The 13,801-nt window shown below is 44.8% G+C and carries 6 protein-coding genes, 1 tRNA gene and 3 rRNA genes; 5 read left to right on the top strand and 5 right to left on the bottom strand.

All coding sequences use genetic code 11. The features are described from left to right. Positions 1-196: 196 nt before the first annotated feature. Both MiAbW_RS06880 and MiAbW_RS06875 read left to right on the top strand, forming a co-directional pair. On the top strand, positions 197-1,957 hold the full coding sequence (locus tag MiAbW_RS06880) for a M61 family metallopeptidase (protein WP_151695486.1): 1,761 nt from the start codon (positions 197-199) through the stop codon (positions 1,955-1,957). A 23-nt stretch (positions 1,958-1,980) separates the two neighbouring features. Next, the gene (locus MiAbW_RS06875) at positions 1,981-2,907 is read left to right on the top strand and encodes a branched-chain amino acid transaminase (RefSeq protein ID WP_151695485.1); all 927 of its coding nucleotides are present in this window, start codon (positions 1,981-1,983) and stop codon (positions 2,905-2,907) included. Between the two features lie 78 nt (positions 2,908-2,985). Here the strand turns inward: MiAbW_RS06875 and MiAbW_RS19545 are convergent, their stop codons facing one another. Continuing rightward, complete coding sequence (locus tag MiAbW_RS19545) at positions 2,986-3,135, bottom strand: hypothetical protein (RefSeq protein ID WP_172963190.1); 150 nt, start codon at positions 3,133-3,135, stop codon at positions 2,986-2,988. A 308-nt stretch (positions 3,136-3,443) separates the two neighbouring features. Here MiAbW_RS19545 and kaiC point away from each other — a divergent pair, with 308 nt between their 5' ends. The 3 genes from kaiC (at position 3,444) to MiAbW_RS06860 (ending at position 8,574) form a co-directional block, all read left to right on the top strand. Next, complete coding sequence (gene kaiC / locus MiAbW_RS06870; protein WP_002744832.1) at positions 3,444-4,964, top strand: circadian clock protein KaiC; 1,521 nt, start codon at positions 3,444-3,446, stop codon at positions 4,962-4,964. Between the two features lie 72 nt (positions 4,965-5,036). Further along, positions 5,037-5,867: an amino acid ABC transporter substrate-binding protein gene (locus tag MiAbW_RS06865; RefSeq protein ID WP_151695484.1), complete on the top strand. Its 831-nt coding sequence runs from the start codon at positions 5,037-5,039 to the stop codon at positions 5,865-5,867. Positions 5,868-5,949: 82 nt separating this feature from the next. Beyond that, on the top strand, positions 5,950-8,574 hold the full coding sequence (locus MiAbW_RS06860) for a DNA polymerase III subunit alpha (protein WP_151695483.1): 2,625 nt from the start codon (positions 5,950-5,952) through the stop codon (positions 8,572-8,574). 47 nt (positions 8,575-8,621) lie between these two features. Here the strand turns inward: MiAbW_RS06860 and rrf are convergent. From rrf to MiAbW_RS06840, 4 genes are all read right to left on the bottom strand, one after another. Beyond that, a 5S ribosomal RNA gene (gene rrf, locus MiAbW_RS06855) occupies positions 8,622-8,739 on the bottom strand. A gap of 55 nt (positions 8,740-8,794) precedes the next feature. Next, a 23S ribosomal RNA gene (locus MiAbW_RS06850) occupies positions 8,795-11,674 on the bottom strand. Between the two features lie 154 nt (positions 11,675-11,828). Then, positions 11,829-11,902, bottom strand: a tRNA-Ile gene (locus MiAbW_RS06845). A gap of 132 nt (positions 11,903-12,034) precedes the next feature. Next, positions 12,035-13,525 (bottom strand): 16S ribosomal RNA (locus MiAbW_RS06840). The 16S, 23S and 5S rRNA genes sit together here with 1 tRNA gene alongside, the layout of an rRNA operon. Positions 13,526-13,801 lie beyond the last annotated feature (276 nt).

Below are 13,801 nucleotides of genomic sequence, written 5' to 3'. Positions count from 1 at the left end.
GGGGCGGCGCCACGCCCCCAACGGGGGGTTTGGGGGGTAGAACCCCCCAAAAGCTTGGATTGAGTGATAAAATCGCAAGTAATACTAAATCCGTTGAGTATAGGCTACATATCAGGAGAGGCACTCCTGCAAAAGGGGGAATAAATAATCAGTGTTTAATAGCCAGATTCAGTAGAATAACTTAAAAGCCTCTTTAATGCCGATGACCAGTCTTATTTCCCCCACTACCATCTCCTCAACTCGTTTAAGTCTCAGCTATCAAGTGGCTATGTCGGAACCGACTTCACACCTCTTTGAAGTCACTCTACAGATTACCGGTTGGCAAGCTCCGATTTTAAACCTAAAAATGCCGGTTTGGACTCCCGGTTCCTATCTAGTGCGGGAATACTCCCGTTTAGTTCAAGATTTTCAAGCTATTAACCTTAACAGTCGCAAAGTTGCTAAAAATCACTGGCAGATTGACAATGGTGACAGTTCCGAAATAACGGTCAAATATCGCGTTTTTGCCCACGATTTAACCGTCAGAACCAACCATCTTGATGATACTCACGGTTACTTCAACGGGGCTGCTTTATTTTTCTATATCCCCGATTATCAAAAACATCCCCTCACCCTGACAATTATCCCCCCCCATGGCGATTGGCGCGTTACCACTGCCTTACAATCTTTACCCGGACAGAAAAACACCTTTCACGTTCCCGATTTCGATACCCTAGTGGACAGTCCTGTGGAAGTGGGGACTCATCAGTTATACGATTTTGTCGTCGAGGGAAAACCCCATCAATTAGCTATCTGGGGACGGGGAAACGCCAATCCTAGTCAAATTATCGCTGATACCACTAAAATTATTCAAACCGAGTCCGCTATGTTCGGTGGACTCCCTTATGATAATTATCTCTTTTTGCTACATCTTTCGGCGGCTGGTTACGGGGGACTAGAACATAAAAATTCCTGTACCCTTAACTATGCGCGTTTGGGATTGCGAGATAAGGATAAATATAATCGTTTTCTGCAATTAGTCGCCCATGAGTTCTTTCATCTCTGGAATATCAAGCGTATTCGCCCAAAAGCTTTAGAAAGCTTCGATTATGATGCAGAAAATTATACTTCTTCCCTCTGGTTTGCCGAAGGAACCACCAGTTATTACGATATGATAATCCCTCTACGGGCGGGAATATACGATAGTAAGACTTTTTTAGAGCTTTTAAGCAAAGAAATAACCCGTTATCTCAATATACCCGGCCGTCTTGTCCAACCGCTAGGCGAATCGAGTTTCGATGCTTGGATAAAACTCTATCGACGGGATAGCAATAGTGATAATAGTCAAATTTCCTACTATCTCAAGGGGGAATTATTGTCGCTGCTTCTGGATTTACTAATTCGCACCCACACCGATAACCGTCGTTCCCTCGATGATGTTTTACGCTCGATGTGGCAACATTTCGGTAAAGAGGAGATTGGTTATACCGATGGGGAATTGCAGGCAATTCTCGAATCGGCTGCGGGAGTGGATTTAAGCGACTTCTACCAGCGTTATATCGACGGTTTGGCAGAATTACCCTTTAATCAATATCTTGAACCCTTTGGACTCTATCTGCGGGGTGTTAGCAATGGGGAGACGATACCTCATCTGGGAATGCGGGTACAGAGTGAAGCGGGTAAAGAAATAATTAAATTTGTCGAGATGGGTTCCCCTTGCCAAAAAGCGGGAATTAATGCTGATGATGAATTATTGGCTATCGATGGATTGCGGGTGACGGCGGAACAGTTAAACGAAAGATTAAAAGACTACCGCGCAGGTGATATTATTCAGATAACAGTCTTTCATCTCGATGAATTGCGAACCCTTGCTGTTCCACTGGCTGCCCCGCAGACGATTCGCTATGAAATTATCAGGGTAGAAAATCCTTCTAATAGCCAGAAACAAAATTTTTCCGCATGGGTAAATCCCGTTTAATTCTTGGTTAAATCAACAAAAAAATGTCTATTACCGCCGAAATTACTTTCCTTCCTCTCGCCTATTTTGAGAATAAATTTATCCCTTTTACTGAGGCAAAATTATCCATTGCTACCCACGCGCTACACTACGGAACTGCCGCTTTCGGTGGTTTACGAGGTACTCCCGACCCTAACAATCCGGGACAGATATTATTATTTAGATTAGAACGTCATTGTCAGCGTTTAAGTCAAAGTGCTAAGTTTCTTAATTACGAGATTCCTGCTGATAAAATCTATCAAATAATTATCGATTTTGTCAAAAATAATCAGTGTCATCGACCTTTTTATATTCGTCCCCTTATCTATAGTTCTGGGTTGGGAATTGCCCCGCGATTGCATGGTATCGAGAAGGATTTTCTAGTCTATGGTCTAGAAATGGATGATTATTTAGCAGCCGATGGGGTTAATTGTCGGATTAGTTCTTGGTATCGTCAAGAGGATAGAAGTTTCCCGTTGCGAGGTAAAATTAGCGCCGCTTATATCACTTCTGCTTTAGCAAAAACGGAAGCGGTAGAATCCGGGTTTGATGAGGCAATTTTAATGAATTCTCAGGGTAAAGTCTGTGAAGCGACGGGAATGAATATTTTTATCATCAGAAATGGTCAGCTAATTACTCCTAGTTTTGACCAAGATATCCTAGAGGGTATTACTAGAGATAGTGTTTTAACTATTGCGCGGGATTTGGGTATTCCGGTTATTGAAAGACCCGTAGATAAGACGGAGTTATTTATCGCTGATGAGGTGTTTTTAAGTGGCACTGCGGCGAAAATTACTCCGATTAAAAGGATTGAAACTTTTTCTTTACCCGCGGCTAAACCGATTACTTATCAGTTAAAAGAAAAGTTAAGTTCTATCGTTCTCAATCAGGAACCAAAGTATCAAGATTGGATTACTCAAGTTCCTTTATAGTCAGAGAAATTTACTTTATTTTTCCTTGAGATGCGTCAAATAATGGCACCTCTCAAGGAACCCTGAAATAAACAGAATTTATCTATTTTTCGGTTTGATTCCTTCCTGTATGTAGGGTATAGTTTTCTTAGGATCAATCTTCAGGATGGGTTTATTATCTCTTGCTATTTTTTCTTTTTGATTATCGCTTTCTTGCTGATTTTGATTATTATCGGTTGTATGTTCCATAGTAGAGCAAATAAGTATGATTATACCTTAAACTCTCTCAAAGTTGTCAAGAATACTATTAATCAACTAAATACAAAACTTACTTTGATTCTGACTATTAGTTTATTGCTGTTTTGGTTAATTGTAGCCGAGATTTACCTGCTTATCTAGTTTCCATTTATTCTTGGGTGAAGCTGTCCGGCATTTAAACTATGTCTTGGAAATTTTATTACCAATGCTCAAACTGTCAAACTAGGGATGAATTTCTGGTATCGCTGGTCACTGAAATAGGTACAATAAACATTGGCTCGTTTTCATAGAGAACTTAAATGACGCAAAATAATCCCCTAGAGTTGATTGAGAAGTTAGAAACAGGAATCCCCGGCTTTGATTTTCTTTCGGAAGGGGGATTGCCGAAAGGAAGAGCAACTTTGATAGCGGGGACGGCAGGAAGTGCTAAAACGGTCTTTGCCTGTCAATTTCTCGCAGAAGGCATCAAAAATGGAGAAAATGGCGTTTTTGTCACCTTCGAGGAGCCACCCCACGCACTCAGAAAAAATATGGGTGGTTTTGGTTGGAATATCCGGCAGTGGGAGGAAAATCGCCAATGGGCCTTTGTCGATGCTTCCCCCCAACCGGAAGAAAAGCCGATGGTGACAGGAGAATACGACCTAGGCGCATTAATCGCTCGCATTGAGTTTGCTATCCGCAAAAATAAAGCCAAACGGGTGTCTATGGATTCTTTAGGCGCAATTTTTAGCCATTTAAGTGACAGCGCTCAAGTGAGAAGTGATCTTTTTCGTCTGGCAACCGCTTTGCGAGAATTGGAAGTAACAGCGATTATGACCGCGGAAAGAACCCAAGAATACGGCGAAATCAGTCGTTATGGGGTGGAGGAGTTTGTGGCCGATAATGTGGTGATTTTACGCAACGTTTTAACCGATGAGAAAAGAAGAAGGACGATCGAAATTTTAAAATATCGCGGAACCGATCACCAAAAAGGAGAATTTCCTTTTACAATTATTCCCAATAAAGGGGCCGTGATTATTCCTTTATCAGCTATTGAATTAGAACAAAAATCCTCTAATATTCGTATTACTTCCGGCAGCCTGGAACTCGATAGAATGTGTGGGGGTGGTTTCTTCCGCGATTCGGTTATTTTGGTTTCGGGAGCCACAGGAACAGGAAAAACCCTGATGGTGACAGAATTTATGGCTGGGGGAGTAACCAATGGGGAAAGATGTTTAATTTTTGCCTTCGAGGAAAGTCGCGAACAGTTATTTAGAAATGCTACCGGTTGGGGGGTGGATTATGACCGCATGGAAAAGGAAGGTAAATTAAAGGTAGTCTGCCGTTATCCCGAAACCACTGGTTTAGAAAATCATTTAATTATGATGAAGGAAATTATCGAGGAGTTTCAACCGAATCGAGTGGCAGTAGATAGTTTATCTGCTTTAGAAAGGGTTTCTAATCTGAAAGGATTTCGTGAATTTATTATCGGTTTGACTTCTTTTATTAAGCAAAAAGAGGTGGGAGGATTATTTACTTCCACCACTCCCACTTTATTAGGAGGTTCCTCGATTACAGAGGCACATATTTCTACAATTACTGATTCAATTATTCTGCTGCGCTATGTGGAAATGTATGGAGAAATGCGACGCGGTATCACTGTTTTAAAAATGCGCGGTTCTATGCACGATAAGGATATTCGTGAATTTTCGATCGATCATCAAGGTATGCACATCGGTCAACCTTTCCGCAATGTTACCGGAATTCTGGCTGGAACTCCTATGTACACAGCACAAACAGAAGTAGAACGTTTGAGTGGATTATTTGAGGATCGTAGTTAAAATATAGCGGCACTTGCTAATCGCGCGTCGGCTGTTAGCTTTTTTTCCCTATCTCTTTCTTGATTTCTTGATATGTCTAAAAACTTTTGCCTTATTTTTCTAGGTCTTTTACTGATAAATAACCTACATTTATCAGTCTTAGCAGAAACAGTTTTACAAAGAATTGCTCGCACGGGAGAATTAAAAGCGGCAGCCAGAAAAGATGGTGTCCCCTTTAGTTATATTGATGAGAAAACGGGACAATGGACGGGTTACGGAGTGGAATTAATGCGCTTAGTCCAACGTCAATTAGAACAACAATTGGGTAAACCGGTTACAATAACCTTTACAGAAGCGACGGCTAATAATCGTTTTCAACAAGTGGAACAGGGACAAGTAGATTTATCCTGTAATGCGGCAACAATTACGGAAGAAAGACTAGAAAGGGTTAATTTTTCTATTCCCTATTTTATGACAGGAGCGCAATTTCTAACTAAAAGTGAAAATGTTGATAAAATAGATATTAATAACACTTTAGCGGCAGTTGCGATTGCCTATATTCCCCACACCACCACCGATAGTATTATTCGTTATATCTATCCTCTGGCTAATTGGCAAGCTGTCAGCGATCGAAGTGAGGCAGTGGCAAAATTACAAAGGGGAGAAGTTAAAGCAGTGGTTAGTGATGGAATTCTTCTACTGGGGGAAATCGTTAAACAAGGACAGGATACCCGAGAATTTGTGCTACTACCCCGTCAACCGATTACCACCGAACTTTATGGCTGTATTTTACCCAAAAACGATCCCGAATGGAAAAAATTTGTTGATACTGTTGTCGGCAGCAATGATAACCAGAAACTCCGAGAACAATGGTTTAATTTAGAAGAAGGTTATTTCCCCTATAGGATTCTGAATCAACCCTAAAAATAGACTGTGATTGCTGAAAATTAAAGGTCAGTAAATTCTAGTTTTTTTCTTTTTATCTGTCACTTTTGCCTGAAAAATTATGTCTTTTGTCGGTTTACATATTCACAGTGATTATAGCTTACTTGATGGTGCTTCCCAATTACCAGCACTAATTGATCGAGCAATCGAATTAGGACAACTGGCGATCGCTTTAACCGATCATGGAGTCATGTATGGTGCGATCGAATTAATTAAAACCTGCCGTAATAAGGGAATAAAACCAATTATTGGTAACGAAATGTATGTAGTCAATGGCGATATTGAAGTCAATCTTCGCCACCGAAAATATCATCAAGTTGTTTTAGCTAAAAACACACAAGGCTATAAAAATCTGGTTAAATTAACGACTATTTCTAATTTAAAAGGTATTCAAGGTAAAGGCATTTTTGCTCGTCCTTGTATCAATAAAGAGTTACTCCAACAATACCACGAAGGATTGATAGTTACCAGTGCTTGCTTGGGTGGAGAGATTCCCCAAGCAATTTTGGCTAATAACAGGAAATTGGCTAAGGAAACTGCTAAATGGTATAAAAAAAATTTTGGTGATGATTTTTATTTAGAAATTCAAGACCACGGTTCTAAAGAAGATAGGATTGTTAATGTAGAAATAGTTAACATTGCTAAAGAATTAGGAATTAAAGTAGTTGCTACTAACGATTCTCACTTTATTTCCTGTTACGATGTAGAGGCACACGATGCCTTACTTTGTATTCAAACTGGCAAGTTAATTACTGAAGACAAACGCCTCCGTTATAGTGGCACAGAATACTTAAAATCTGCTGATGAAATGCGTTTACTTTTCCGTGATCATCTGCCAGAAGATGTGATTGAAGAAGCGATTAATAATACCTTAGAAGTAGCAGAAAAAGTCGAACCTTATAACATCTTTAATGAACCAAGACTACCTAACTATCCAGTTCCTGCGGGACATACTGCTGATAGTTATGTAGAAGAAATTGCTTGGTTAGGATTACTAGAAAGATTGAAATGTCCTTCGCGTCACGAGATTGAACCTGTTTACAAAGAAAGGCTTGAATACGAATTAAAAATGTTACAGAAAATGGGATTTTCTACCTATTTTCTCGTCGTTTGGGACTATATAAAATATGCTAGAGATCATTATATTCCCGTCGGTCCAGGACGCGGTTCTGCGGCGGGTTCTTTGGTAGCATATTCTTTAAAAATAACCAATATTGATCCCGTTCATCACGGTTTATTATTTGAGCGTTTTCTCAATCCTGAACGAAAATCTATGCCTGATATTGATACGGATTTCTGTATCGAGAGACGGGATGAAATGATCCAATACGTTACGGAAAAATACGGTGAGGCTAATGTTGCCCAAATCATTACTTTTAACCGCATGACATCAAAAGCTGTCTTAAAAGATGTGGCGCGGGTGTTAGATATTCCCTACGCCGAATCGGACAAAATGGCGAAAATGATTCCCGTTTCTCGCGGTAAACCCACACCCTTAAAAGTGATGATTTCCGATGAAACTCCCGAACCAGCATTTAAAGAAAGATACGACACAGAACCCCATGTGCGTCATTGGTTAGATATGGCAATTCGTATCGAAGGTACTAACAAAACCTTCGGAGTTCATGCCGCAGGAGTCGTCATTTCTTCCCAACCTTTAGATGAAGTGGTTCCCCTCCAGAAAAATAATGATGGGGCGGTAATTACCCAATATTTTATGGAGGATTTAGAATCATTAGGATTGTTAAAAATGGACTTTTTAGGGTTAAGAAATTTAACTACTTTGAAAAAAACCGCCGATTTAATTAAACAAAATCAGGGCATAGATATCGATCTAGATCAATTGCCTTTAGATGAAAGAAAAGCCCTGCAAATTCGGGCTAAAGGGGAACATAAAAAACTACCTCCCGATATTATCAAAACCCACGGATTACTAGAAGAAGGGGATTTAGAAGGTATTTTCCAGTTAGAATCATCGGGGATGAAACAGATCGTTAAAGAGTTAAAACCATCGGGGATTGAGGACATATCTTCAATCCTAGCACTCTATCGCCCCGGTCCTTTAGATGCGGGATTAATTCCTCTCTTTATTGGCAGAAAACACGGTAGAGAACCCATTCGTTATGATCATCCTTTATTGGAACCAATTCTTAAGGAAACCTACGCGGTTTTAGTCTATCAAGAACAGATCATGAAAATGGCGCAGGATTTAGCTGGTTATTCCCTAGGAGAAGCGGATCTATTGCGTCGAGCAATGGGTAAGAAAAAAGCCTCCGAAATGCAGAAACAAAGGGAGATGTTTATCGATGGTGCTGCTAAAAATGGCGTAGAAAAAAGAATCGCTGAAAATCTCTTTGAACAGATGGTAAATTTTGCCGAATATTGTCTGGGAGGTGAGACATTAATTTTAACTGAGGAATACGGATTATTACCAATTGCTAAAATTGTGAGCGAAGAAATTAACTGCACTGTTTATAGTGTAGATAAAAATGGCTTTATCTATAGTCAACCAATCTCTCAATGGCACGAGCGAGGTTTACAAGAAGTCTTTGAATACACCCTAGAAAATGGGCAAACTATCCAAGCAACCAAAAATCATAAATTTATGACTAGCGATGGAGAAATGTTAGCCATAGATACAATATTTGAGCGAGGTTTAGATTTAAAATCCTCTGATTTTTCCTAAAAACCAAAACCTCCAATCTTGTGGGATTGGAGGGTGGGAAAGAATAATCCTGGCATCGAGCTATTGTCCCAGTCGGCAACCCGACAAGTATCTTGGCCACGGTGAAGTTTCACAACCGAGTTCGGGATGGAATCGGAGTGGTGCCATCACGTTAAAGACACCAGGAAGGGTAGAACCCTCAAGACTGCAAAAGCTAGAGAAAAAGTGGTGAAAGAAGAATGAGGTCAAGCCCTCGGTCGGTTAGTACTCCTCGACTGCACTCGTTACCGAGCTTCCATCTAGAGCCTATCAACGGGTAGTCTACCCGAGACCTTACTGGCTTAATGCCATGAGAGCAATCATCTGGAGGTGGGCTTCCCACTTAGATGCTTTCAGCGGTTATCCGCTCCGCACATGGCTACCCTGCGTTTACCGTTGGCACGATAACAGGTACACCAGCGGTGCGTCCTTCCCGGTCCTCTCGTACTAAGGAAGGCTCCTCGCAATGCTCTTACGCCTACACCGGATATGGACCGAACTGTCTCACGACGTTCTGAACCCAGCTCACGTACCGCTTTAATGGGCGAACAGCCCAACCCTTGGGACCGACTTCAGCCCCAGGTTGCGATGAGCCGACATCGAGGTGCCAAACCTCCCCGTCGATGTGAACTCTTGGGGGAGATCAGCCTGTTATCCCTAGAGTAACTTTTATCCGTTGAGCGACGGCCCTTCCACGCGGTGCCGTCGGATCACTAAAGCCGACTTTCGTCCCTGTTCGACTTGTGGGTCTCACAGTCAAGCTCCCTTCTGCTTTTGCACTCTATCGTCCCATTTCCAACGGGACCGAGGGAACCTTTGCGCGCCTCCGTTACCTTTTAGGAGGCGACCGCCCCAGTCAAACTGCCCACCTGAAACTGTCTCCCGCCCCGATTAGGGGTCAGGGTTAGAATTCTAGCCTCGCCAGAGTGGTATCTCACCGTTAGCTCCACCCTCCCCACGAGGAGAGTTTCAAAGCTTCCCACCTATCCTGCGCAAGCGAAGCCCGAAGCCAATTCCAGGCTACAGTAAAGCTTCATAGGGTCTTTCTGTCCAGGTGCAGGTAGTCCGTATCTTCACAGACAATCCTATTTCGCCGAGTCTCTCTCCGAGACAGTGCCCAGATCGTTACGCCTTTCGTGCGGGTCGGAACTTACCCGACAAGGAATTTCGCTACCTTAGGACCGTTATAGTTACGGCCGCCGTTCACCGGGGCTTCGGTCGTCAGCTTTAGATTACTCCTGACCAACTTCCTTAACCTTCCGGCACTGGGCAGGCGTCAGCCTCCATACTGCGTCTTACGACTTGGCGGAGACCTGTGTTTTTGGTAAACAGTCGCCTGGGCCTATTCACTGCGACCCTCTTGCGAGGGTACCCCTTCTCCCGAAGTTACGGGGTCATTTTGCCGAGTTCCTTAGAGAGAGTTATCTCGCGCCCCTTAGTATTCTCTACTTCCCCACCTGTGTCGGTTTCGGGTACAGGCAATTAATGATTAACGTGGTTCGGGCTTTTCTAGGAAGCTTGATCAACGCCACTTCCCTCCCTTGGGAGGTGGGACTCGCGTCTTAGCTCCTGGTGTTTTCGCCACCTCTCATCGCCTTGACTGCTTGCACTGGTAACCAACATCCAGCTGACGTTGACCTTCTCCGTTCTCCGGCACAATCATTAATCGGTACGGGAATGTTAACCCGTTGTCCATCGACTACGCTTTTCAGCCTCGCCTTAGGTCCTGACTGACCCTCCGTGGACGAGCCTTGCGGAGGAAACCTTGGGGTTTCGGGGTGTGGGATTCTCACCCACATTTTCGCTACTTAAGCCGACATTCTCACTTCTATAGAGTCCACAGCTGCTTGCCGCTACTGCTTCACCCCCTATAGAACGCTCCCCTACCACTACAATGTAGTCCACAGCTTCGGTAGATAACTTAGCCCCGTTCATTTTCGGCGCAGGAGCGCTTGACCAGTGAGCTATTACGCACTCTTTTAAGGGTTGCTGCTTCTAGGCAAACCTCCTGGTTGTCAATGCACTCCCACCTCCTTTCTCACTTAGTTATCATTTGGGGACCTTAGCTGGTGGTCTGGGCTGTTTCCCTCTTGACGATGAAGCTTATCCCCCACCGTCTCACTGGTAGTTTTTTTAGCCGTATTCAGAGTTTGCCTCGCCTTGGTACCGGTCTCCCAGCCCGCGGCGAAACAGTGCTTTACCCCGACTAAACTTCCACTACCGCTGCGCCTCAACACATTTCGGGGAGAACCAGCTAGCTCCGAGTTCGATTGGCATTTCACCCCTAACCACAGCTCATCCGCTAATTTTTCAACATTAGTCGGTTCGGACCTCCACTTGGTTTTACCCAAGCTTCATCCTGGCCATGGTTAGATCACCCGGGTTCGGGTCTACAAATTATGACGTATCGCCCTATTCAGACTCGCTTTCGCTGGGGCTGTGGGGTCTTCCCCCTTCACCTGCCATAACCTGTAAGTCGCCGGCTCATTCTTCAACAGGCACACGGTCAGACGTTCAATCGTCCTCCCATTGCTTGTAGGCTAACGGTTTCATGTTCTATTTCACTCCCCTTCCGGGGTTCTTTTCACCTTTCCCTCGCGGTACTGTTTCTCTATCGGTCACACGGGAATATTTAGCCTTACCTCGTGGTCGAGGCAGATTCACACGGGATTTCACGTGCCCCATGCTACTCGGGATGCAGTTAAGCTGGTGCCTTTTTCGACTACAGGACTTTCACCTTCTCTGGTGCGGTTTTCAGCCGCTTCGTCTAAATTTCCCAGTCTTTTGTCACTGTCCCACGACCCCAAGTTCCGAAGAACTTGGTTTAGGCTGTTCCCTTTTCGCTCGCCGCTACTGGGGGAATCGCTATTGCTTTCTTTTCCTCTGGCTACTAAGATGTTTCAGTTCACCAGGTTTGCTCGCTCCACCCTATGTATTCAGGTGGTCGTGTTTAGGGTTGCCCCATTCGGATATCTTCGGATCAGTGCTTGCTTCCCGCTCCCCGAAGCGTTTCGTCGGTAACTACGTCCTTCTTCGCTTCCGTGTGCCTAGGTATCCACCGTTAGCCCTTATTAGCTTGACCTTGCGGTCTTCTTTTTTGGCTTTTTCACCTAGCTCTATGCAGTTTTCAAGGTTCCTCTGGACTCTGTACTCAGAGCCAGCATTCTCTCTTACTATATGAGTAAGATAAGGTGCTGATTCCTCGCTTCCTTTTCTGTTTTTGCCACCTGTGCAGGTGGGCCATCCTGGACTCGAACCAGGGACCTCACCCTTATCAGGGGTGCGCTCTAACCACCTGAGCTAATAGCCCTTGTTCCTGATTCAGGTCTTGTGTGAACCCAGAACCTAGTTTGAAAGCCACATACCTCGTTCCGACCTTTTGGGATTGATTCAGAAGACTGGGCTACTTTTTTTTCACCCTGTCTCGAATTAGGTCTCCCTTTAAGGAGGTGATCCAGCCACACCTTCCGGTACGGCTACCTTGTTACGACTTCACCCCAGTCACTAGCCCTGCCTTAGGCATCCCCCTCCTCGAAAGGTTGAGGTAATGACTTCGGGCGTGACCAGCTTCCATGGTGTGACGGGCGGTGTGTACAAGGCCCGGGAACGAATTCACCGCCGTATGCTGACCGGCGATTACTAGCGATTCCTCCTTCATGCAGGCGAGTTGCAGCCTGCAATCTGAACTGAGGCCGGGTTTGCTGGGATTCGCTGGCTCTCGCGAGTTCGCTGCCCTTTGTCCCGACCATTGTAGTACGTGTGTCGCCCAAGACGTAAGGGGCATGCTGACTTGACGTCATCCCCACCTTCCTCCGGTTTGTCACCGGCAGTCTCCTTAGAGTCCCCAACTTAATGCTGGCAACTAAGAACGAGGGTTGCGCTCGTTGCGGGACTTAACCCAACATCTCACGACACGAGCTGACGACAGCCATGCACCACCTGTGTTCGCGCTCCCGAAGGCACCCCCAGCTTTCACCAGGGTTCGCGACATGTCAAGTCTTGGTAAGGTTCTTCGCGTTGCATCGAATTAAACCACATACTCCACCGCTTGTGCGGGCCCCCGTCAATTCCTTTGAGTTTCACACTTGCGTGCGTACTCCCCAGGCGGGATACTTAACGCGTTAGCTTCGGCACGGCTCGGGTCGATACAAGCCACGCCTAGTATCCATCGTTTACGGCTAGGACTACAGGGGTATCTAATCCCTTTCGCTCCCCTAGCTTTCGTCCCTGAGTGTCAGATACAGCCCAGTAGCACGCTTTCGCCACCGATGTTCTTCCCAATCTCTACGCATTTCACCGCTACACTGGGAATTCCTGCTACCCCTACTGCTCTCTAGTCTGCCAGTTTCCACCGCCTTTAGGTCGTTAAGCAACCTGATTTGACGACAGACTTGGCTGACCACCTGCGGACGCTTTACGCCCAATAATTCCGGATAACGCTTGCCTCCCCCGTATTACCGCGGCTGCTGGCACGGAGTTAGCCGAGGCTGATTCCTCAAGTACCGTCAGAACTTCTTCCTTGAGAAAAGAGGTTTACAATCCAAAGACCTTCCTCCCTCACGCGGCGTTGCTCCGTCAGGCTTTCGCCCATTGCGGAAAATTCCCCACTGCTGCCTCCCGTAGGAGTCTGGGCCGTGTCTCAGTCCCAGTGTGGCTGCTCATCCTCTCAGACCAGCTACTGATCGTCGCCTTGGTAGGCTCTTACCCCACCAACTAGCTAATCAGACGCAAGCTCTTCTTCAGGCCAATTAGATTTCACCTTGCGGCACATCGGGTATTAGCAGTCGTTTCCAACTGTTGTCCCCGTCCTGAAGTTAGATTCTTACGCGTTACTCACCCGTCCGCCACTAGAATCCGAAGATTCCCGTTCGACTTGCATGTGTTAGGCACGCCGCCAGCGTTCATCCTGAGCCAGGATCAAACTCTCCATGATGAATCGTTTGATTCTTTTGACTTTTTTTTGTCTCCCCCTTGCGGGTTTGACTTTTTTGTTATAGAATTGCTTCTAAACGAGGCTGTTTTGCTTGGCTTTCAAACTATTGTTTTGTCTAGGTTCCAGCGTCGTTTGTTTCGCTTCGCTTTCGCTTCGCTTCAACCGCGCATTTACCAATGTATCTAACTTCCCTAAGTTTGTCAACCCCTTTTGGCAATTTTTTTTGATCTTTTTTCTATCCCTTGCTACGTCAGCCTTTCAGCTTTTCAGCTTTTT

Source organism: Microcystis aeruginosa NIES-4325 (assembly GCF_008974145.1).
Classification (GTDB): Bacteria; Cyanobacteriota; Cyanobacteriia; order Cyanobacteriales; family Microcystaceae; genus Microcystis; species Microcystis aeruginosa_G.
Note: the sequence above shows the minus strand (reverse complement) of the source record. Positions and strands in the feature narration are given on the sequence as shown.